Here is a 21,161-nt window from a genome sequence, read left to right on the forward strand (position 1 = left end):
AGGCGCTCGTGGGTGCAGGGGCTCGTGCGGCTGCCCGCGGAGCGCCACCTACGGCGGAGTCTGTCAACGCTCCGGTGAGTTAGGCCACACTCATTCGCACGGCTCCTGGTTTCGACTCCGCGGAAGCGGAGCCACGCTGCGTGGGCCCTCCGCATACGAGGAAGATCGGTCGCGCGGGCCAACCGGAACAGCGTCGTAGCGCAACGTTGCACGGTCGCACCACCCCACCCCCTGCCCGTGACCCGGTCGTGACCACCATGCGGTTAGGTGAGCCTTACCTATCCGAAGCGAGGAGTTCCCATGCCGCCCCGTCCCGTCCTGCTCGGCGCCGCCCTGGTGGCCGCCGCCGTCCTCACGACCAGCTGCAGCTCCGGCGCCGACGGCCCCGGGGAGGACGGCGCGGCCGCGGCCGGCGGCTCGTCCGAGGCCTTCCCGGTGACCGTCGAGACCGCGTTCGGCGAGGTGACCGTCGAGGAGGAGCCGACCCGCGTCGTGGCCCTCGGCTGGGGCGACGCGGAGACCGCGCTGGCCCTCGACGTGCAGCCCGTGGGCGCCAGCGACTGGCTCGGCTTCGGCGGCGAGGGGGTCGGCCCCTGGTCGGAGGGGCTCTACGACGAGGCCCCGGAGCTCATCGAGACGCTCGAGCCCAGCCTGGAGGCGATCGCCGCCCTGGAACCCGACCTGATCCTCGACACCCGATCGGCCGCCACCCAGGAGCGCTACGACGCGCTGAGCGCGATCGCCCCGACGATCGGCCAGCCCGAGGGCGTGGGCGCGTACCAGACCACCTGGCAGCAGCAGCTCGAGCTGGTCGGCCAGGCCCTGGGCCGCAGCGACGAGGCCGCCGCGCTGGCCGACGAGGTCGAGCAGCGGTTCGCCGACGCCCGCGAGGCCAACCCGTCCTTCGAGGGCACCGAGGTCGCCGTCGGCGCCTACTCCTCGGAAGGCTTCGGCGCCTACGTCCGCGGGGACACCCGGGTCGACTTCATGGAGGCGCTGGGCTTCGTGAACACGCCGGCGATCCAGGAGCTGGCCGGGGAGAGCTTCTACGTCCAGGTCAGCGAGGAGGAGCTGCGGCTCTTCGACGCCCCGCTGACGGCGATCTTCCCCATCTTCGTCGACGCCGCCGAGATCACCGGCAACCCGCTGTGGCAGACCCTGCCGTCGGTGCAGGCCGGGCACGCGGTCGTGCTGGACGACCAGACGCTGATCAACGCCTTCTCCAGCGGCACCGCGCCGGGCACCCTGTACGCGCTGGAGAACGCCGTCCCGGTGTTCGCGGGGGCGCTGCAGCAGTGACGGTCACCGGGCCGGTGCGGGCACCCTCTGCACCGGCCCGGCCCGCCGTTCCCGGCGGCGCAGCACGGCCGACGTGCTGAGCGCGAGCAGGCCGACGGCGGCCAGGCCCGCCCCCACCAGCGCCGGCGCGGTGTACCCGAGGCCCGCGGCGATCACCAGGCCGCCGAGCCAGGCACCCAGCGCGTTCGCCGCGTTCAGCGCCGAGTGGTTGAGCGCCGCGCCGAGCATCTGCGCATCGCCGGCGACCTCCATCAGCCGCATCTGCAGGCACACGACCAGCACCGAGGCGGTCGCCGAGAGCAGGAACATCGCGACGCCCAGGCCTGGCCACCAGCCGGCCACGAGCGGGATCCCGGCGAGCAGCACGCCGACCGTCACCATCGCGCCCACCAGCGAACGGAACAGCGCGACGTCGGCCAGCCGGCCGCCCAGCGCCGTCCCCGCGACGCCGCCCACGCCGAAGGCGAGCAGCACCCACGGCACCGCCCCGCGGGAGAGCCCGGCCACCTCGGTCACCAGCGGCGCGATGTAGCTGTAGACGGCGAACATGCCCCCGAAGCCGACCGTGGCCACGAGCAGGGTGAGCAGCACCTGCGGCCGGCGGAGGGCGACGAGCTCGGTCCGCACCGTGGCCCCGGCCCGGCCAGGCGAGGAGGGGACGACGGCCAGCACCGCGAGCACCGTGAGCACGGCGAGGACGACCACCGCCCAGTAGGCCGCCCGCCAGCCCACCTGCTGACCGAGCCAGGTGGCCGCGGGCACGCCCGCGACGTTGGCGACCGCCAGCCCGAGCATGACCGAGCTGACCGCGCGGCCGCGCAGGTGCGGGGCGACCAGGCCGGCGGCCACCAGCGAGGCGACCCCGAAGTAGGCGCCGTGCGGCAGGCCGCTGACGAACCGGGCGAGCAGCAGCGTCGACCGGTCCGGGGCCAGGGCGCTGCAGAGGTTGCCGACCAGGAAGGCGGCCATGAGCCCGACCAGGAGGGCCCGACGGGGCAGCCGGGCGGCGGAAGCGGCGATCACCGGCGCGCCGACCACCACCCCCAGCGCGTAGGCGGAGATGACGTGCCCGGCCGAGGGGATGTCCACGCCGATCCCCTCGGCGATGTCGGGCAGCAGGCCCATGGTGACGAACTCGGTGGTCCCGATGGCGAACCCGCCCAGGGCGAGCGCGAGGACCGCGACGGCGACCCGCCGGGCGCTCAGGGACGGGACCTCACGGGCGGGAGCGCTCACGTAACGGTGCGAAGGCCGGTCGGGCGGCCGGCATTCCCGGCGGGTCAGGGCTGGGCTCGGCCCGCCGGCCGGCAGGGAGGGCCAGCCACGGTGAGACCGTCACGGCGGGGGTGCGGGCTGTGGGCCATGTCATCCTCGTCGTGGCCGGTCAGGCCGCTTGCCACCAGGCGGGGCCGCGCGCTGCACCGGTGACGGGCGGGTGGGCAGGAGGGCGCGCGGGTCGCGGGCGCGCAGCACGCCCCACCACAGGCCCGCGCCGTAGGCGAGGTCCTCCAGCCGCCGGGCGGCGGCGAACCGGAGCGGGCCGACCCGGCGGCGCTGCGGCCACCAGGCGACGGCGGCGTCGGCGACCGCGGCCGCGGCGACCCACCGCCGGGCCCGCCTCGAGAGCACCCCGACGGCCAGCGCCACCGGCCAGTGGTGCCGGGTGGCCGCGCGGACGAGGGTGCGGCCGGCCGCGGCGGTGCCCCGCAGCACGAGGGTCCCCGCGAGCGCGAGGGGCGGCCGCTCCCCCGGGCGGGCCAGCCGCCGGGCCAGGCGGCCGGTGGCCACCGCGAGCACCCCGGCGGCGGCGCCGCGTCCGGGCCGGCCGCCGGTCAGCGCGAGAACCCAGGCCAGCGCGGACCAGGGCGAGAGCACCACCGGGGCGACCGCGGCGCCGTGCCGGGCGGCCAGCAGGGCGGCGCCGGTGCCGTAGAAGGCGCGGCGCCGCAACCACTCCGCCGTCTCCGACGGGTGCTCGTGGGCCACTGCGGCGACCGGCTCGTAGCGCACCCGCCAGCCGGCCGCGGTCAGCCGCCAGACCAGGTCGACGTCCTCGGCGACGCGCATCGTCTCGTCGAAGCCGATCCCGAGCGCGTCCCGGCGGGCCAGCAGCGCTGCGCTGGGCACGTACGACACCGCCGTCCCGGGCAGCACCGGCGCGGGGTGCGGGCCCATGTCCAGCGCGCTCACCGCCGTCTCGTAGCGATCCACCCACCCCGCGAACGGCCTGTGTGGCCCCGAAGGCCGTTCGGGCCGGGGCAGGGCGGTGATCCGCGGGGCCACCAACGCCAGCCGGGGATCGGCGCAGTGGCGCAGCAGCGGCGCGGCCCAGCCGGGTCGCGGCACGCAGTCGGAGTCGAGGAAGGCGACCAGCTCGGTGGTCGCCGCGCGCAGGCCGCGGTTGCGGGCGGCTGCCGGCCCACGGCTGGTGGCATGCCGCAGCACCTGCGCGTCGTGGCAGGCGGCGGTCGCGGTCACGGCGGCCGGGTCGGCCGAGCCGTCGTCGACCACGACCACCGGGACCGCCGCGGTGGCCGGGTCGGCCCGCAGCGCGGCCAGCAGGCGGTCGAGCGCGACGGGGCGGTCCTTGACCGGGACGACCACGGTGAGCCGGCCGGCCGGCGGCCCGTGCAGGTCGGGGTGGGCGAGACCGGCGTCGAGCAGCCGGGCGGCCAGCGCGGCGGTGGGGGCGTCCCGGACGACGAGCCGGTCACCGCGCAGCAGCTCCCGGGCACGGGGCAGGAGGCGCACCAGCCGCAGCGGCGAGCCGCCGAGCAGCGCCGTCCCGCCGTCCCGGCGCCGGGTCCGGGGGTCCAGCCGGACGGCGAAGCCGTCGGGGAGCCGCGCGGCGGGCGGCTCGGCCACCGTGGGCGCCGGACCGGGCCTCATCCCTCGCCGAGGGCCTCGGCCGTCGTGGTCACCTCGACCAGCGGCGTGTAGGACCCGAGGATCCGCAGCGTGTCCTCGTGCGCCTCGTCGTCGGCCCCCGCGCACGCGTCGGCGACCACCCGAACCGGGACGCCGGCGTCGGCCGCGGGCAGCACGGTGGAGAGGACGCAGCAGTCGGTGGCCACGCCGGCCACGGTGAGCGGCCCGTCGCCGACGAGCGCGGCGACCTCGGGGACCCACTTGCCGAAGGTCGAGGCATCGACCACGGGCGAGCCGCCCGGGTCCTCGGAGAGCTGGAGCAGCGGGAGGGCGTGCGGCTCGCGGAAGTAGGCGTACTTCGCGTAGTAGTCGACCCAGGCGCCGACCGGCTCCTCGGGCACCACGAAGCGGGTGAACACCACCCGGTCCCGGTAGGCCTCCACCAGCGACCGGATGCGCGGGCGGATCTCGTCGAAGCGGGGCGTCGTCCACGGCGACCCCGGATCGCGGAAGACCTCCTGGTAGTCGACGACGAGCAGCCAGCCCGGAGGAGAGCCCATACTCCCGACCCTAACCAGCCACGCCGAGCGCCCAGCCGCGAGGAGGACCCGTGCCGGAGCACCCCGGGCCCATCGTCCCCGTCGACCACGTCGAGCCCGCGCCGCGGCGGGTGCGCGCCGTGCTGGGCGGGCGGACCGTGCTGGACACCGGGGCGGCCCGCTACGTCTGGGAGTGGCCGCACTACCCCCAGTACTACGTGCCCCTGGCCGACGTCGACCCCGCGGTCCTCGTCGACGAGGGAACCACCGAGACGTCGAGCCGGGGGACCGCGCGCCGGCACGGGCTGCGGGCGGGCGGGGTGAGCCGGCCGGGCGCGGCTCTCGTGCACGGCGCCGACGCGCCCGGGATCCTGCGGGACACCGTGCGCTTCGAGTGGTCGGCGCTGGACGCGTGGTTCGAGGAGGACGAGGAGGTCTTCGTCCACCCGCGCAACCCGTACGCGCGGGTCGACGCGCTGCGGTCCACCCGGCACGTCCGCATCGAGCTCGACGGCGTGGTGCTGGCCGAGTCGTCGTCCCCGGTGATGGTGTTCGAGACCGGGCTGCCGCCGCGCTCCTACCTGCCGCGGACGGCGGTCGACCTCACCCACCTGGTGCCCAGCCCGACCCGGACCGCGTGCCCGTACAAGGGCCGCACCAGCGCCTACTGGTCGGTGGCGATCGGGGACGCCGTCCACCCGGACGTGGCCTGGTCCTACGACTTCCCGACCCGCGAGCTGCTGCCGATCGCGGGGATGGTGGCCTTCTACGACGAGAAGGTGGACGTCGTCGTCGACGGGCAGCGCCGGCCCCGGCCGCGCACCCACTTCTCCGACTGACCCGGCGGATCAACCCCGCAGCCGGCCGGCGTCGTCGACGTCCCAGGCCGCGACGGCCCCGGTCAGCCGCCCGGCCAGGCCGGCGAGCAGCCGCGCGCCCTCCTCCGCCGAGGCGCCGGCCGGATCGCCGAGCACGCCGGTCGGGCTGACCGCGCGCACGCCCTCGGCCCGCAGCCGGGGCAGCAGCTCGGCGATCGGGGTGGTCTCGCCCGCCACCGCCCGGTCGGTCCGCACCCGCGCCGGTTCCACGTGCAACATCAGCGACGTCTCGGTGCGCCCGGCGTGCGCGTCCGCGCCGGCCACGCCGCAGGGGAACCAGGCGACGTCCCGCCCCTCCGACCGCAGCAGCGGCACGGCCGTGCGCAGCGCGTCGAGGTTGCCGCCGTGCCCGTTGACCAGCAGCAGCCGCCCGGCCCACCGGCAGGCGGAGCGGCCGTACTCGACCAGCAGCCCGGCGAGCGCCTCGGTGCCGAGGGAGATCGTGCCGGGGAAGCCCTCGTGCTCACCGCTGGCGCCGTAGGCCAGGGCCGGGGCCAGCAGCGCGCCGTCCAGCGCGCCGGCGGCGGCCTCGGCGACCGCGCAGGCGACCGTCGTGTCGGTCGCCAGCGGCAGGTGGTGCCCGTGCTGCTCGACCGCGCCGAGCGGCACCAGCAGCAGCGGGCGCTCGGGCAGGTCCGGCCAGGTCGCACCGGCGAGGGACGTCACCGGCGCAGCGTAGGTCAGAGGGCGCGGCCCACCCGCTCGCCGTCGAGGGTGGCCGCGGACGCCCGGCGGGGGGCCAGGCAGTCGCCGATCCGGTGCACCTCCAGGCCGTCGTCCCGCAGCGCCTGCCAGAGCTCGTCGGCCGGCTGCGGGGGCGTCGCCACCACGACCCAGTCGGCGGTCCGGAGCTCCTCCGCCCCGGTCGGGTGGTGCACCAGCCGCACGCGCAGCCGTGCCCCCGCAGCGACGTCGGCGACGAACCGGTCGGGGCTCTGCCGGATGCCCAGCGCGGCGGCCCGCCGCTGCCAGGCGGGCATCTCCAGGGTGAGCCCGAGGTCCTGGCCGGCGACCATCGCCGCGGTGACCAGCTCCACCGCGCAGCCGCGGCCGGCGAGCAGCTCCGCGGTCGAGGGGGCCGCCGCCGCGCCCAGGTCGTCGACCACCAGCACCGACCCGGCCGGCGTCGCGCGCCCGGTGAGCACGTCGCGGACGTCGACCACCCGGTCGCCGCGCCCGGCCCAGTGCGGGCGCAGCGGGCGCGCGCCGGTGGCCAGGACGACGACGTCCGGGGCGGCGTCCCGGACCATCTCCGCGGTGGCGCGCACGCCGACCCGGATCTCGACGCCGGCGCGCGCGCACTCCGCGGCCAGGTCGGCCACCAGCGGCAGCAGCCCGGACCGGCCCGGTGCCGACGCCGCCGCCCGGACCGCGCCGCCGGTGTCGGCGTCCTGCTCGAGGAGGGTGACCGCGTGCCCGCGCTGGGCGGCGGTGGCCGCCGCCCGCAGCCCGGCCGGCCCGCCGCCGACGACGAGCACCCGCCGGCGCCGGCGCGGGGGCGGCAGCGGCGCCTCCCGGCCGGCCCGCGGGTTGGTGACGCAGCCCAGCGGCCGGTTGAGGCCGACCCGCCCGGCGCACTCCTGGTTGCAGCCCAGGCAGGTGCGGATCTCCGCGGCGCGCCCGGTGCGGACCTTGGTGGCGAACTCCGGGTCGGCGATCTGCGCGCGGACCAGCCCGACGAGGTCGCAGTCGCCGGCGGCCAGCGCCTGCTCGGCCTGCCCGGGGTGCAGGAAGCGCCCCACCCCGATCACCGGCACGTCGACGGCGGCCCGGACGGCGGCGGAGACGTACCGGGCGTAGCCCGGCGGGGTGGTCATCGGGGGGATGACCTGCTCGAGGGTCGCCGTCGCCACGCCGACGGTGGTGTTGACCCAGTCGACGAGGCCGGCCGCCGCCAGCAGCCGGGCGGTCGCCACGGCCTCGTCCAGCGTCGTCCCGCCGGCCACGCCCTCCTCCCCCGCCAGGCGGACGCCGACCGCCAGCGCCGGCCCCACCGCCGCGCGGACCGCGGTGAGCACCTCGACGAGGAACCGTGCCCGGTTCTCCAGCGGGCCGCCGTAGCCGTCGGTGCGCCGGTTGGTGGCCCGGGAGAGGAACTGCCGGACCAGCGAGGACTGCGAGCACTGCACCTCGACGCCGTCGAACCCGCCCGCCGCGCAGCGGGCCGCGGTCCCGGCGTAGCCGGCGACCAGCCGGGCGATCTCGGCGACCGAGACCTCCCGCGGCACCGCGCGGAACAGCGGGTCGGGTACCGGGGACGGCGCGAGGACCGGTACCCGGGTATGGGCGGTGTCGGACTGGCCGCCGTTGTGGTTGAGCTGGGCGAACACCGGGGCACCCGCCGCGTGGACGGCGTCGGTGAGCGCCCGGTAGCCGGCCAGGACGGCGTCGTCGGAGCCGCGGATCAGCTTCTCGTAGGGCCGGTCGGCGGGGTCGGTCGTGGACTCCTCGGTGATGACCAACCCGGCGCCGCCGGCCGCGCGGGCGGCGTAGTACGCGGCGTGCCGGGGCGTCGGGAGGCCGTCCTCGGCGAAGTTGGTGAGGTGCGCCGGGAAGACGATCCGGTTGGGCACCGTGACCGGGCCGAGCCGCAGGGGCGTGAACAGCAGCGGGTAGCCGCTCATCCGCTCCCTCCTCGCCGTCCCCGGGCCGCCCGGGAGACTCGCAGCATGACGCCTCGACGCTGCCCCTGCGGGACCGGCCTCCCCTACGCCGAGTGCTGCGGCCGGCTGCACGACGGCACCGCGCCGGCGGCGACCGCCGAGCAGCTCATGCGCTCCCGCTACAGCGCCTTCGCCGTCGGGGACGCCGCCTACCTGCTCCGGACCTGGCACCCGGCCACCCGGCCGCGGACGCTGGAGCTGGACCCCGCGGTGCGCTGGACCGGGCTGGACGTGCTGGCCACGAGCGGCGGTGGGCTGCTGGCCGGCGAGGGGACCGTGGAGTTCCGGGCCGCGTACCGCCACGAGGGGCGGTCCGGCGATCAGCACGAGGTCAGCCGGTTCGTCCGGGTGGACGGCGCCTGGCGCTACCTGGACGGAGAGGGGTGAGCACGTCACCGCCTCCGGCCGTCCGCAGTGAGCGACCGGGTGCGGCGGCCGGGCGGCCGCCGCACCCGACGCCTCACCGCACGGTGTAGCCGGCGTCGACCGGCAGCGTGACACCGGTGATGTAGCGGGCCTCGTCGGAGACGAGGAAGAGGATCGCGTTGGAGATGTCCACCGGGTCGACGTAGGGGACCGGCAGCGGGTGCAGCGTCTCGAACAGCTCGGTGAACTTCTCCCGGGTGGGCTCCGGGTCGTCGGGCGTGAACAGCCCCCAGGTCTTCGGGTTCTGGATCATCACCGTGTCCACCCCGGTGGGGTGCACCGTGTTGACCCGGATCGCCTGCTTGCCGAACTCGTTGGCCAGCGTGCGCATGATGCCGATGACGCCGTGCTTGGCAGCGGTGTAGTGGATGGTGTTGGGCGTCCCCTTGAGCCCGGCGGTCGAGCTGGTGAGGACGATCGCCCCGCCGCGCCCGCCCGCGATCAGGTGCGGCAGCGCGACCTTGCAGGTGTTCCAGACGCCGGTGAGGTTGATGTCGATCATCTCGCGCCAGGCCTCGTCGGAGAGCTCCAGCGACGGCGCGAGCTCGAACACGCCGGCGTTGCCCAGCACGATGTCGAGCCGACCGAGCTGGGCGACCCCGTCGTCGACTGCCGCCCGCAGCGCCGCCGGGTCCCGGACGTCGGCCTGCCTGGCGATGATCCGGCGGTCCAGCTTCTCGACCTGCCGCACCGTCTCGGCGAGGTCCTCCGGCGTCGACGGCGGGTACATCTGGATGCTCTCGACCGGCCCGCAGAGGTCGACGGCGATGATGTCGGCGCCCTCCTCGGCCAGCCGGATCGCGTGGCTGCGGCCCTGACTGCGCGCGGCACCGGTGATGAACGCGACCTTGCCCTCTACTCGTCCGGTCATGCCTGCTGCTCCCCTCGCACGTCGGTCACGTGGTCGTCGGTCACTTGGTCGTCGGTCACTTGGCGGTGAAGCCGGCATGGACGTGCGATCGCCCCTGCCCGCGCGCGGCGCCGATGACGTGCGCCACAAGCTAGGGGTGGGTGGTTGGCCCGGGCAACGCTCCCGCATCCGCGGTGCCGCCGGCGAGCACGGCCCGCGCGGCGCGGCGGCCCTCGAGCACGGCCTCGAGCACGGTCCGCGGGGCGACGGCGTCCCCGGCGGCCACACCCCCGCCCCGGGAGCCGGCGTCCGGCAGCCAGGGCCCGGCGTCGACCAGCACCGCGCACGGGATGCTGCGCGGCTCGCCGGTCCAGCGGTCGACGAGCACCGCCTCGCCCGCGCCGACCGAGCGCAGCAGCGACGCGGTCTCCCGGCGCACGCCGGCCCGCAGCAGCCGGGTGTTGGCCGGGGCGAGATCCCCGGCCAGCCGGGCGCCGATCACCTCGTCCGGGGTGACGACGGCGACCTCCCGCCCGGCCGCCGCCAGCAGCTCGGCGATCCCGGGCCCGACCGGGCCGCCGGCCGGATCGTGCACGACGATCGGCCCGGCCGGCAGCTCCGCCCCGGCCAGCACCTGCGCGGCGGTCACGACGACACCGCCCTCCTCGACGGCGAACTCCGGGGGGCGCGGGCGCCCGCCGGGAGCCCGGACGTCCCCGCCGTCCGGCGCCTCCGTGCCCAGCTCCACGCGCACCCCCAGCCGGGCGCACTCGGCGGCCAGCCAGTCGGCGAAGGCGGCGAACCGCGCCCGGCCGGGCAGGGCGGCGACCAGGGACAGCGCGCCGCCGAGCCGGTCGCCGCGCTCGACCAGCCGGACGGCGGCCCCCGCGGCAGCCAGCGCACGGGCGGCCTCCATCCCCGCGGGCCCGCCGCCGACGACCAGCACCTCCCGCCCCGCCCCCGGAGGGCAGACATGGCCGGGTCCGCCCTCGTCGGCGGGATCGACCACGCAGTCGACGAGCGGGTTGCGGACGTCGCGCACCTGGCAGGCCTGGTTGCACAGGGTGCAGGGCCGCACCGGCACCCCCGCGCGGGCCTTGGCCACGAGGTCGGCGTCGGCGATCTGGGCGCGGGTCATCTCCACGGCGTCCGCGATCCCGTCGGCCAGGGCCCGCTGCGCGTCGGCGACGTCCACCACCGACCCCTGCAGGGCCACCGGGGTGCCGCCGGCCACCGCCCGCAGCGTGCGGGTGAGCCCGGCGTTGAACCCCGGCGGCGTGTGCCCGTCCGGCCGGTAGGCCGACGGCGCCACGCCGCTGCCCCGGACGACGACCAGCAGATCCACCAGCGGCGCCAGCTCGGCGACGTGCTCCGCGGCGGCCGGCGGGGTGATCCCGGCCCACGGCGCCCGCTCGTCGCAGGAGAGCCGCAGGGCCAGCACCCTGCCGGCGCCGAGCTCACCGCGAACGGCGGCCAGCACCTGCCGGAGGAGGAGCAGCCGGTCGGTGCCGTAGGCGTCGGTGCGGGTGTTGGTCAGGCCGGAGGCGAACTGGCGCAGCAGCGACCGGGCGCCGGCGTCGACCTCGACCCCGTCGAGGTCCGCGGCGGCCGCGCTCCGGGCGGCGGCCGCGAAGCCGGCGACGAGCGCGTCGATCTCCGGCTGCTCCATCTCCATCGGCACCTCGCGGGTGACGACGTCGGGCACCCGGGACGGCGCCCACAGCGCGGCCTGGGTGTGCGCCGAACTGCCCTGCCCGCCGGTGTGGCCGAGCCCGGCTAGGACCAGCGTGCCGGAGGGCCGGCAGGCGGCCACGACGTCCGCCCAGCCGGGCCCGCAGTCGGCGGCCAGCGGCGCCCGCTCGTAGGGCTGGTCGCTGCCGTGCACCGAGGCGGTCTCGGTGACCACGATCCCGCAGCCGCCGGCGGCCCGGCGGGCGTAATAGGCGACGTGCCGCTCCGACAGCGCCCGCCGCCGGCCGAGGTTGGTCTCGTGCGGGCCGAACAGCACCCGTGAGGGCGCCGTCCGGCCCGCGAGGACCAGCGGGTCGGTGAGGCCCGTCAGCGCAGGTCGAGCCCGGCCAGCGGCGACTCGTCGCAGATCCGGGCCGGCGCGGCCTTCGGGATGGAGGGCATGCCCAGCAGCGTGGGCTGCCCGCGGACCGGGCCCTTGTGCGAGTGGTCGATGTGGCTCTTCGGCGTGACGGTCGCGGCGTCGCGCGCGGCCAGCGCGGTCTCGCCGTAGCCCTGCACGCACTCGGGGTCGGGGCCGTCGAGGGGCAGGCCGGTGAAGAACTTGGCCGCCATGCAGCCGCCGCGGCAGGCGTCGAAGTGCGCGCACTTCGTGCAGGCGCCGCCGGTCTGCGGGCTGCGCAGGTCGGCGAACAGCTCCGAGGACTGCCACACCCGCTGGAAGCCGCCCTCGTCGCGGACGTTGCCGGCGAGGAAGTTCTCGTGGATGGCGAACGGGCAGGCGTAGACGTCGCCGACCGGGTCGATCAGGCAGACCACCCGGCCGGCGCCGCACAGGTTGAGGCCGGGCAGGGCCTCGCCGAAGGCCGACAGGTGGAAGAAGGAGTCACCGGTCAGCACGTTGTCGCCGTTGGCCAGCAGCCACTGGTAGAGCTCGCGCTGCTGGGCCTGGGTGGGGTGCAGCTGGTCCCAGACGTCGGCGCCGCGACCGGAGGGGCGCAGCCGGGTGATCCGCAGCTGGGCGCCGTAGCGGTCGGTGAGCGCCTTGAACTCGTCGAGCTGCCCGGCGTTCTCGCGGGTGACGACGACGGAGACCTTGAAGTCCTTCATCCCGGCCTCGGCCAGGTTCTCCAGCGCGCGGGTCGCGGTGGCGAAGGAGCCGGCGCCGCGGACGGCGTCGTTGACCTCGGCGGTGGCGCCGTCGAGGGAGATCTGGACGTCGACGTAGTCGGTGCGGGCCAGCTGCTCGGCGCGGGCCCGGTCGAGCTTCACGCCGTTGGTGGAGAACTTGACGCCGACGTCGTGGCCGATGGCGTAGTCGAGCAGGTGCCAGAAGTCCGGCCGGACGGTGGGCTCGCCGCCGCCGACGTTGACGTAGAAGACCTGCATCCGCTGCAGCTCGTCGATGACCGCCTCGGCCTCGGCGGTGCTCAGCTCGCGCGGGTCCCGCCGGCCCGAGGAGGACAGGCAGTGCACGCACGCCAGGTTGCAGGCGTAGGTCAGCTCCCAGGTCAGGCAGATCGGCGCGTCCAGCCCGTATTCGAACTGGTCGATGAGACGCCCGCCGGTGGGGCGCTCGGGTGCGGGCGTGCGGGACGGCAGGACTGCGGTCATGAATCCTCCGGGGCGGCCTCGTCGCAGGGGCCCGCCGCGAGCTCGCGAGCGGTGGGGGGCGACGAGGTCCTTACTTCGATCATCTGCGAACGTGCGAGGTCGGCCAGCGCGCTGACGTACGCGGGGCGCTGGGCCTCGGGGACTCCGCACGCGACGAGGGTGGCCTCGGCGCTGGGGTGGTCGGCCAGCGTCTCGACGACGGTGACCAGCGTCTTCGACTTCAGGAAGGAGAGCTTCCGGTTGCCGAAGTGGTAGACCAGCGCACCGAACGGCTCGGGGCGCAGGGCCACCGAGCGGGCCCGCCGCCAGGGCAGGGCCGGGTCGAAGGCGGCGCCGGCGTCACTCATCGGCTCGGCCGGCGCCGCGACGGGGGCGTCGATCAGTACACCCCGCACATGCCGTCGATGGAGACCTCCTCGACCAGCGACTCCTCGACGAGCACCTCCTCGACGGCGGTCGTCTCGGCGGCCTGGGTCTCGGTGCTGTTCTCGGGCACGACGCCTCCAATGTGAGGGGGATTACTGGTGCGGGGTGGAGGGTAGTGACACCGAGTGCCACGGGCAACACGGGGTCTACGACACGCCGTGGACCCGCCGCACCGTGGAGTACTCCAAGATGAGCGGCGTGACGGTGGTGGTGGGCGAGGGACGGGCCGAGACGCGTACCCGCGTCGAGCAGGCCGCCCTGGACCTGTTCGGCCGGAAGGGGTTCGAGCAGGTCACCACGGACGAGATCGCCGAGGCCGCCGGGATCAGCCGGCGGACCTTCTTCCGCCACTTCGCCACCAAGGCCGACCCGGTGTGGGGCGACTTCGCCTCGCACGTCGCGCGGCTCGAACGGCTGCTGATGGCCACCCGCTCCGACCAACCGGTGCTCGCCTCCATCTGCGCGGCCTACGTCGAGGTCAACGACTACGCGGCCGCCGACCTGCCGATGCTGCGCCAGCGGATGCGGATGATCCTGGGCGAGCCGGCGCTGCAGGCGCACTCCCAGGTCCGCTACGCCGACGTCGACCGGGTGGTCGCCGAGCACGTGGCCCGGCGCACCGGCCAGCCGCCCGAGGCGCTGCTCCCCAGGCTGGTCGCCACCACCACCCGTGCGGCAGCGACGACGGCGTTCGAGGTGTGGCTGGCCGACGGCACCACCACCCTGGCCGACGACCTCCGGGCGGCCTTCGACCAGCTGGCCGACGGCTTCCCCACCCTGCGCAGGCCCTGACGGCGGGCCCCTGGCGGGATCGGTGACGCCCGTCCGTCAGTCGTCCGGCTCGGTGTCCTCGCGCGCGGCCGCCGCCCGGATCGGGTCCACGTCGTCGGAGTCCTCCCCCACGCAGAACTGGGTCATCATGTCGTGGTCCTCGTGGGTGAGGTTGTGGCAGTGGACCATGTACCGCCCGTGGTCGGCGGGGTACGTGAGCTCCTCCGGCCGGCTGGCGGGGTCGTGCGAGTTCGGGTCGCCGGCGGGGTGGAACCGCATGAGGACGTCGACCTTCTCGTTCTCCCCGGTGTAGATGACGTCCTTCGGGCCGCGCTCGTGCGCGGGCGGCGGCGCGCCGTTGCGGGCGACCACCTGGAAGTCCACGAGGTGGATGTGCAGCGGGTGGAACCAGCCGCCGGACCTGTTCTCGATGGTCCACAGCTCGGTCGACCCGGCCTGCGGGTTGGCGAACTCGAGCGTGAAGCCGGAGTCCTCGATGTCCTTCCAGGTGACGCCGCTGACCTTCCACTCGCCGTTGTCGCGCTCGAGCCGCATCGTCCGCTTGATCGCACCCTGCGGCGTGAGGCTCATCACGCCGCGGGCCGCGGTGGGGTCGAGCTCGCTGGGGACGGCGTTGTCCGTCGTCGGCCCGGTGTCGTCCAGCACCTCGAACTGCATGATCTTGTCGGTGTTGTCGTAGTTCGTGGCGTTGGGCACGCCCAGGTTCTTCAGCTGGATCTTCGCGCCCTTCTGGTACTTCGCGAAGTCGATGACCACCTCGTACCGCTCGGCCATGCCGATCCGGAAGTTCGGCACCGTCTGCGGCGCCGGCATCAGGCCGCCGTCGGTGCCGATGACGGTCAGCGGCGTCCCGTCGCTCAGCGCGAGCTTGAAGCCGCGGGAGACCGAGGCGTTGAGCAGCCGGAACCGGTACTTGCGGCGCTTCACCTGCATGTTCGGCCAGGGGATGCCGTTGACGAGGATGACGTCACCGAACGTGGACGAGTGGCCGTTGTCGTCGAAGAGCAGCGCGCCGGTGGAGGTGAAGGCCTTGTCGCCGAGGACCAGCGGGACGTCGAACTCGCCCTTGGGCAGCGGGAGCGCCCGCTCGACCGGGTCGGTGCTGATGTACATGGCGGCCAGGCCCATGTAGGCGTTCTCGGCCGTGTGGTGCACCCCGTGGTCGTGGTACCAGAGCGTGCGCGCGCTCATCCGGTTCTCGTAGACGTAGTCCTTCCACTGCCCCGGCTGGGTCATGTCGCTCGCGTAGCCGTCGTACTGCGGCCGCGAGGGCGAGCCGTGCAGGTGGGTGGAGGTCCAGTCCCGGTAGGCGAGCGCCGGGTGGGTCTCCGGCAGCTTGTTCGCCTGCCGGACGACGGCGGTCTGGCCCTGCTGCACGCGGATCGTCGGCCCGGGCGTGCCACCGGCGCCGCCGATGGTGTCGAAGTAGCCGAAGATCGGCGTCTTGAAGCCGGGGATGATCTCCGGGGTGAGCAGGCGCTGCTCCATCCGGTAGAACGCCGCACCCGGGTAGGCGGGGTTCGACCGCGCCTGCGCCACCGGCGGGGTCCGGAACGGCAGGGTGTAGGGCTTGGGCAGCTTGCTGGCGGCCAGCTGCGACACCGACCTGGCGCTGAGGGTGGGGACGAACGGGAGGGCCAGGGCAGCGGCGCCGAAGGCACCGACCTTGAGCGCGTCGCGACGGGTGAGGGTGGTGGACACGGTGTCTCCTTCCGGGTCCCCCGCGGAATGTGGTGGAAGGAGGGTCCGCTCGTTGCTCCGCGCAACGTCACCCGCGCGAGGGGGCTGGCCCGATCCCCGGACCTGGGGGCTTGCGCGCGGCTTCCCGTCGTGTCCTCACCGGGCGTGCCAGACCGCTGCCGCGGTGATCATCACAGCGGATTCCCAGGCTCCTCTCAGGTCGCCAGCCACGCCTCCAGCCCGGCCAGCAGCCGGTCGACGTCGGTGTCGTCGTTGTACGGCGCCAGGCCGATGCGCAGCCCGCCGGTGTCGCCCAGCCCCAACCACCGCGACGCCTCGAGCGCGTAGAAGGAGCCGGCCGGCGCGTTGACCCCGCGCCCGGCGAGGAAGCGGTAGGCGTCGGCGGCGTCCCGGCCCGCGAAGGTCAGCAGCAGCGTCGGCGTCCGCCGCCGCGCCCGGGAGCGCACCGTGACGCCGGGCAGCGCCCGGACGTGGTTCTCGATGCGCTCCCGCAGCCGGTCCTCGTGCGCCTCCAACGCCGCCATCCCGGCCTCCAGCCGCGCCCGGCGGTTCCCCTCCGCGCCGCCGAGGCCGGCGAGGAAGTCGACCGCGGCGGTCGTGCCGGCCAGCAGCTCGTAGGGCAGGGTGCCCAGCTCGAACCGCTCGGGGACGGTGTCCGTGGAGGGCAGCAGCTTGTCGGGGCGGAGGGTCTCCAGCAGGCCGGGGGCGGCCACCACGCAGCCGCAGTGCGGACCGAGGAACTTGTACGGGGAGCAGGTGTAGAAGTCGGCACCGAGCGCGGCGACGTCGACGGCCGCGTGCGCGGTCAGGTGCACCCCGTCGACGTAGGTGAGGGCCCCGGCGTCGTGGGCCAGGGCGGTGATCGCGGCGACGTCCGGCCGGGTGCCGATGAGGTTGGACGCCCCGGTGACCGCGACCAGCCGCGTCCGGTCCGACAGCACCGCGCCCACCGCCTCCGGGGCCAGCTCGCCGGTGGCCGGGTCGAACCCGGCCCACCGCACCGTCGCCCCGCGTGCCCCAGCCGCCTGCACCCACGGCCGGACGTTGGCGTCGTGGTCCAGCCGGGTCACCACCACCTCGTCGCCGGGACCCCAGCCGGCCGACAGAACGCGGGAGAAGTCGTAGGTCAACTGGGTTGCGCTGCGGCCGAAGACGACCCCGCCGGGATCCCCGGCGACCACGTCGGCGACCGCCCGGCGCGCGCCCAGGACGACGTCGTCGGCGTTCCGCTCGGCCTGCGTGACGCGGCCGCGGTTGGCGATCGGGGCGGTGAGGGTCGCCGCGACTGCCGCGGCCACCGACTCGGGGACCTGCGAGCCGCCGGGGCCGTCGAAGTGCGCGGCACCGGCACGCAGGGCGGGGAAGCGGGACCGGACGGCATCGACGTCGTAGCGCACCCGGCCAGCATGCCGACTCCCCCGCCCCGTCGCTCCCGGGGTGTGCACGTCAGCGGGCCGCGCGCACGATCCGGTCGGGGCGGACGACGACGCCGGTCGCCCGGCCGCGCCGCAGCCACCCGGCGAGCGTGCCGTCGACGTCGGCCACCTCCACCTCGGGCGCCCCCTGCGGGCGCACCAGCAGGCGCCCCGGCGGGCCGAGGCGCAGTACCGCAGTCCCGGGGCCGAGGACGTCGTCGACCCGGCAGCGCCGGCCGGCCACCCGCACCTCGGCCCGCGGCAGCAGGGTGCCGGCCAGCCGCCGCCCGGCGCGGCCCCGCCGGTCCACCAGCGGGCCGCGGCGCAGCGGCGGCGTCCGGCTGTCGGTGGCGAACGCCGCCACGGCCGGGACGCGCCCGGCCACGGCGAGCACCCCGCGGCGGGCCACCGCCGCCCCCTGCCCGCCACCGGTCATCAGCCGGCCGACCAGCACTGCCAGCCCCACCATGGCCCGCGCGTGCGGCTCCCGCTCCGCCTGGTGCGTGGCCAGCAGCTCCTCCGGGCCCTCCCCGGTGAGGACGGCGGCCAGCTTCCAGGCCAGCTGGTGCACGTCGCGCAGGCCCAGGCCCAACCCCTGGCCGATGAACGGGGGCGTGAGGTGGGCGGCGTCCCCCGCCAGCAGCACCCGCCCGGCACGCCACCGGTCGGCCACCTGCGCCCGGTAGACGTACTCGGCCACCCGGACCACCTCGGCGTCGGCCGCGCCGTGGGGCGCCAGCAGGTCGGGCAGGCACCCGGCGAGCTCCGGCAGTGACTCCCCGGGCCGCATCCGGAACTCCCACCGGTAGCGGTCGCCGGCGACCGGCAGGAAGGTGGCGGGTCGGTGCGGGTCGCAGACCTGATGCGCGCCTGGCCACATCGGCAGGGGTCGCGAGGAGCGCAGGTCGGCCACCAGCCACCGGTCGGGGGAGCCGAGATCGCGCATCCGCGCCCCGATCAGCCGGCGCACCGTGCTGCCGGCCCCGTCGCAGCCGAGCACGGCGGCCGCGGCCAGCTGCGCGTAGCTGCCGTCGGCCCGGGCCAGCACGGTGACGGTGACCGTGCCCGCGCCGTCCTGGGCCAGCCCGACCACCTGGGCGCCGGCGCGCACGGTGATCCCCGGCGTCCGGTGGACGGCGGCGCGCAGCAGCTCCTCCAGGTCCGGCTGGTGGAACAGCGAGCCCTGCGGCCAGCCGTGCACCCCCGCGTCCGCGGAGCGGCCGAACTCGGCGAGCGTGCGCCGGTCGCCGTCCAGCAGGCGCAGCCCGCGCATCGGGCGGCTCCGTCGCAGGAACTCCTCGGCGAGCCCGGCGTCGGCCAGCGCCCGCAGCGCCTCGTCGTCCAGGTGCACCGCGCGGGGCAGGCCGTAGGGCGCCGGCTGCCGCTCGAGGACGACCACCTCGACCCCGCGACCGGCCAGCAGCAACGCCGCGGTCAGCCCGACGGGACCGGCGCCGACGACGACCACCAGCGGGGCGCCCGCCACGGCCGCGCCCTCCCGGCCAGCGGAAACGGGGGTAGCGGGAACCTTGCACCACCCTTCCCATGGTGTGAGCCACGCCATAGCGTGCCCGGCACAGTCATGCAGTGTGCATGCGCGAGCGCCCTCGGTGTCGAGGGCGACGAGGAGGTCTCTGTGCCCACCAACACCCGCGGCGCCATCATCCGGTCCAGCCCCGGTCACTACGAGGTCGCCGATCTCATCGTGGACGACCCGCGCGCCGGCGAGTTGCAGGTCAAGATGGCTGCCTCAGGGCTCTGCCACTCCGACGACCACGTCGCCACCGGCGACATGCCCTTCGGCGTCTACCCGGTGTGCGGTGGCCACGAGGGTGCCGGCGTGGTCACCGCTGTCGGCCCGGGCACGCGAGGCTTCGCGGAGGGCGACCGCGTCGTCTTCTCGTTCCTCCCCGGCTGCGGTCGCTGCGCCTATTGCGCCCGCGGCCACCAGAACCTCTGCGACCTCGGCGCGAACCTGCTCTCCGGGGCCCGCTTCGACGACCCCACCAGCTTCCGCATGTCCCTGCCGGACGGCACCCCCGTGGGGCAGATGCTGGGCCTGTCGACGTTCGCCGAGGTGACCACGGTCGACGTCGCCAACGCGGTCAAGGTCCCCGCTGACATCCCGCTCGACGTCGCCTGCCTGACCGGTTGTGGCGTCGGCACCGGCTGGGGCACCGCGGTCGACGCCGGCCACGTCCAGCCCGGCCAGACCGTCATCGTCATGGGCATCGGCGGCATCGGGATCAACGCCGTCCAGGGCGCGGCCTTCGCCGGCGCCAGCCACGTGATCGCGGTGGACCCGGTCGCCTTCAAGCGGGAGAAGGCCCAGGAGATGGGGGCCACGCACTCCTTCGAGTCCATCGAGGAGGCCGCCGACTTCGCCCGCAGCGTCACCAACGGCCAGGGCGCGGACAAGGTCCTGATCACCGTCGGGGTCACCCGCAGCGAGCACATCGGCCAGGGCTTCGCGGCGGTCGGCAAGCGCGGCACCGTCGTCGTCACCGGGCTGGGCCCGGCAACGGATGTCACCATCCCCATCTCGCCGATGGAGCTGACCCTCTTCGAGAAGCGGCTGAAGGGCGCGCTGTTCGGGTCGCAGAACCCCAGCGCCGACATCCTGAAGATGCTGCGGCTCTACCAGGAGGGCAGGCTCAAGCTCGACGAGCTCATCACGACCCGCTACAAGCTGGACGAGATCGGCCAGGGCTACGAGGACATGAAGAGCGGGAAGAACATCCGCGGCGTCATCATCTACGACTGAAAAACACCCCCTGCCCCCCACCACTCGCGAGCTCGCGGCGGGGCCCTGCAGGGGGCCGGCCCGACCGGGGCGTTCCCTGCGGGGAGCGCCCCGGTCGCACGTTCCACCGACCCGAGGAGCACCAGACCAGTGAGCACCACCAGCACCGCCCGGCGCCTCGATGTGACCGGCATGGTCCGGGTCGCGCGGGAGCGAGTGGTCGCCCGCATCCGCGAGGCCGAGGTCGTCGCCGCCGCGCTGTCGGCCGGCCGCAACGTCCTGCTCGAGGGCCCGCCCGGCACGGGCAAGACGACCTTGCTGCGCGCGCTGGCCGACGGCGCCGGCGTGCCGCTGGTGCTCGTGGAGGGCAACGCCGAACTCACCCCCACCCGGCTGGTCGGCCACCACGATGCCTCGCGGGTGCTCGTCGAGGACTATCGCGCCGAGAACTTCGTGCCCGGACCGCTCACCCGGGCCATGACCGAGGGCGCGATCCTCTACGTCGAGGAGTTCAACCGGGTGCCCGAGGAGACGATGAACGTGCTCCTCGGCGTCCTCTCCGAACGCGAGATGCACGTGCCCCGCTTCGGCCGGGTGACCGCCCGGCCCACGTTCCGGCTCGTCGCCGCGATGAATCCGTTCGACGCCGTCGGGACCGCGCGGGTCACCCCGGCGCTCTACGACCGCTCCTGCCGGGTGGCGATGGGCTACCAGGACGAGGAGTCCGAGCTCGCCGTCGTCACGGCGGCGACCGAGGGGCCCGCGGACCTGGTCGCGCGGGCGGTGCGGACGGTGCGCATCACCCGCGACCACTCCGAGCTGCGGATCGGCTCCTCGGTGCGCGGCGCCATCGACACCGTCCTCATCGCACGGGAGCTGGCCACCGTGCGCGGCCACGAGGGGATCGAGGACGCCACCGGCGTCGACGCCGCGCTCGCCGCCCTCACCGGCAAGGTGACCCTGGCCGACGGCGCGGCCCGCCCGGTGGAGGACGTCGTCACCGACATCTGGCGCCGGGCGGGTGAGGAGCTGGGAAAAGCCTGACGCCCGAGGAGACGGGCGACCCCGAGGCACCGCCCCCGCCGTCGAACGGGGGGCTGCACGACCCGCCGGGCCGGCGACCGCCGCAGCCGGCGCCGCTGGAGAACGCCGACGACGTCGAGCAGGCGCTCAGGGAGCACGCCGCCCGGCGGGCCGGGCGGGACGAGCTCCAGCGGGCGCACCCGGAGTTCCAGCAGGTCTCACCGCAGCTGGGCGA

The 21,161-nt window shown here is 75.6% G+C and carries 19 protein-coding genes; 6 read left to right on the forward strand and 13 right to left on the reverse strand.

Annotated elements, in window-relative coordinates; genetic code table 11:
* Nucleotides 1–300 precede the first annotated feature (300 nt).
* Entirely contained in the window at nt 301–1,299 is a 999-nt protein-coding gene (locus BMZ50_RS02420; protein ID WP_091320826.1) for an iron-siderophore ABC transporter substrate-binding protein, read from the forward strand.
* 3 nt (nt 1,300–1,302) lie between these two features.
* On the opposite strand, the gene BMZ50_RS02425 is transcribed toward BMZ50_RS02420, so the two are convergent.
* The 3 genes from BMZ50_RS02425 to BMZ50_RS02435 form a co-directional block, all read right to left on the reverse strand.
* Entirely contained in the window at nt 1,303–2,535 is a 1,233-nt protein-coding gene (locus BMZ50_RS02425) for an MFS transporter (RefSeq protein ID WP_091320828.1), read from the reverse strand.
* 129 nt (nt 2,536–2,664) lie between these two features.
* A complete protein-coding gene (gene mftF, locus BMZ50_RS02430) occupies nt 2,665–4,164 on the reverse strand; it encodes a mycofactocin biosynthesis glycosyltransferase MftF (RefSeq protein WP_245753268.1) in 1,500 nt (499 codons plus the stop codon).
* Nucleotides 4,165–4,184: 20 nt separating this feature from the next.
* Nucleotides 4,185–4,727: a cysteine hydrolase family protein gene (locus tag BMZ50_RS02435; RefSeq protein ID WP_091320831.1), complete on the reverse strand. Its 543-nt coding sequence runs from the start codon at nt 4,725–4,727 to the stop codon at nt 4,185–4,187.
* 50 nt (nt 4,728–4,777) lie between these two features.
* Here BMZ50_RS02435 and BMZ50_RS02440 point away from each other — a divergent pair, with 50 nt between their 5' ends.
* On the forward strand, nt 4,778–5,545 hold the full coding sequence (locus BMZ50_RS02440; protein ID WP_091320833.1) for a DUF427 domain-containing protein: 768 nt from the start codon (nt 4,778–4,780) through the stop codon (nt 5,543–5,545).
* 9 nt (nt 5,546–5,554) lie between these two features.
* Here the strand turns inward: BMZ50_RS02440 and mftE are convergent, their stop codons facing one another.
* Together mftE and BMZ50_RS02450 are read right to left on the reverse strand one after the other, a co-directional pair.
* Entirely contained in the window at nt 5,555–6,250 is a 696-nt protein-coding gene (mftE, locus tag BMZ50_RS02445; protein ID WP_091320835.1) for a mycofactocin biosynthesis peptidyl-dipeptidase MftE, read from the reverse strand.
* A gap of 14 nt (nt 6,251–6,264) precedes the next feature.
* On the reverse strand, nt 6,265–8,208 hold the full coding sequence (locus tag BMZ50_RS02450; RefSeq protein ID WP_091320837.1) for a mycofactocin system FadH/OYE family oxidoreductase 2: 1,944 nt from the start codon (nt 8,206–8,208) through the stop codon (nt 6,265–6,267).
* Between the two features lie 45 nt (nt 8,209–8,253).
* Here BMZ50_RS02450 and BMZ50_RS02455 point away from each other — a divergent pair, with 45 nt between their 5' ends.
* The gene (locus BMZ50_RS02455; protein WP_091320838.1) at nt 8,254–8,634 is read left to right on the forward strand and encodes a YchJ family protein; all 381 of its coding nucleotides are present in this window, start codon (nt 8,254–8,256) and stop codon (nt 8,632–8,634) included.
* A 73-nt stretch (nt 8,635–8,707) separates the two neighbouring features.
* On the opposite strand, the gene BMZ50_RS02460 is transcribed toward BMZ50_RS02455, so the two are convergent.
* The 5 genes from BMZ50_RS02460 to mftA all read right to left on the reverse strand — a co-directional run bounded on the left by BMZ50_RS02460 (nt 8,708) and on the right by mftA (nt 13,322).
* Complete coding sequence (locus tag BMZ50_RS02460; RefSeq protein ID WP_091320840.1) at nt 8,708–9,544, reverse strand: mycofactocin-coupled SDR family oxidoreductase; 837 nt, start codon at nt 9,542–9,544, stop codon at nt 8,708–8,710.
* A 130-nt stretch (nt 9,545–9,674) separates the two neighbouring features.
* On the reverse strand, nt 9,675–11,621 hold the full coding sequence (locus tag BMZ50_RS02465; RefSeq protein ID WP_342708004.1) for a mycofactocin system FadH/OYE family oxidoreductase 1: 1,947 nt from the start codon (nt 11,619–11,621) through the stop codon (nt 9,675–9,677).
* Complete coding sequence (mftC, locus tag BMZ50_RS02470; protein WP_091320842.1) at nt 11,582–12,826, reverse strand: mycofactocin radical SAM maturase; 1,245 nt, start codon at nt 12,824–12,826, stop codon at nt 11,582–11,584. The genes BMZ50_RS02465 and mftC overlap by 40 nt, the downstream gene beginning before the upstream one ends.
* Complete coding sequence (gene mftB / locus BMZ50_RS02475) at nt 12,823–13,221, reverse strand: mycofactocin biosynthesis chaperone MftB (RefSeq protein ID WP_245753271.1); 399 nt, start codon at nt 13,219–13,221, stop codon at nt 12,823–12,825. Before mftB ends, mftC begins: the two co-directional genes overlap by 4 nt.
* A complete protein-coding gene (gene mftA / locus BMZ50_RS02480; protein ID WP_091320844.1) occupies nt 13,206–13,322 on the reverse strand; it encodes a mycofactocin precursor MftA in 117 nt (38 codons plus the stop codon). The genes mftB and mftA overlap by 16 nt, the downstream gene beginning before the upstream one ends.
* A 35-nt stretch (nt 13,323–13,357) precedes the next feature.
* Here mftA and mftR point away from each other — a divergent pair, with 35 nt between their 5' ends.
* Entirely contained in the window at nt 13,358–14,044 is a 687-nt protein-coding gene (mftR, locus tag BMZ50_RS02485; protein ID WP_245753273.1) for a mycofactocin system transcriptional regulator, read from the forward strand.
* Between the two features lie 36 nt (nt 14,045–14,080).
* On the opposite strand, the gene BMZ50_RS02490 is transcribed toward mftR, so the two are convergent.
* The 3 genes from BMZ50_RS02490 to BMZ50_RS02500 all read right to left on the reverse strand — a co-directional run bounded on the left by BMZ50_RS02490 (nt 14,081) and on the right by BMZ50_RS02500 (nt 18,646).
* Nucleotides 14,081–15,745, reverse strand: coding sequence for a multicopper oxidase family protein (locus BMZ50_RS02490; protein ID WP_218146055.1), 1,665 nt, complete (start codon nt 15,743–15,745; stop codon nt 14,081–14,083).
* Between the two features lie 194 nt (nt 15,746–15,939).
* Nucleotides 15,940–17,142, reverse strand: coding sequence for a cysteine desulfurase-like protein (locus BMZ50_RS02495; RefSeq protein WP_091320846.1), 1,203 nt, complete (start codon nt 17,140–17,142; stop codon nt 15,940–15,942).
* A 49-nt stretch (nt 17,143–17,191) separates the two neighbouring features.
* Nucleotides 17,192–18,646: a bifunctional 3-(3-hydroxy-phenyl)propionate/3-hydroxycinnamic acid hydroxylase gene (locus BMZ50_RS02500; protein WP_091320848.1), complete on the reverse strand. Its 1,455-nt coding sequence runs from the start codon at nt 18,644–18,646 to the stop codon at nt 17,192–17,194.
* Nucleotides 18,647–18,796: 150 nt separating this feature from the next.
* On the opposite strand from BMZ50_RS02500, the gene BMZ50_RS02505 reads away from it, so the two are divergent.
* Together BMZ50_RS02505 and BMZ50_RS02510 are read left to right on the forward strand one after the other, a co-directional pair.
* Nucleotides 18,797–19,924 (forward strand): NDMA-dependent alcohol dehydrogenase, encoded by a 1,128-nt coding sequence (locus BMZ50_RS02505; protein ID WP_218146056.1) that lies wholly within the window; start codon nt 18,797–18,799, stop codon nt 19,922–19,924.
* Nucleotides 19,925–20,053: 129 nt separating this feature from the next.
* Nucleotides 20,054–20,947 carry an AAA family ATPase gene (locus BMZ50_RS02510; RefSeq protein WP_091320852.1) on the forward strand — a complete coding sequence of 298 codons (894 nt, stop codon included), beginning with the start codon at nt 20,054–20,056 and terminating at the stop codon, nt 20,945–20,947.
* Nucleotides 20,948–21,161 lie beyond the last annotated feature (214 nt).

It is taken from the genome of Geodermatophilus ruber (assembly GCF_900114385.1).
GTDB classification, from domain to species: domain Bacteria; phylum Actinomycetota; class Actinomycetes; order Mycobacteriales; family Geodermatophilaceae; genus Geodermatophilus; species Geodermatophilus ruber.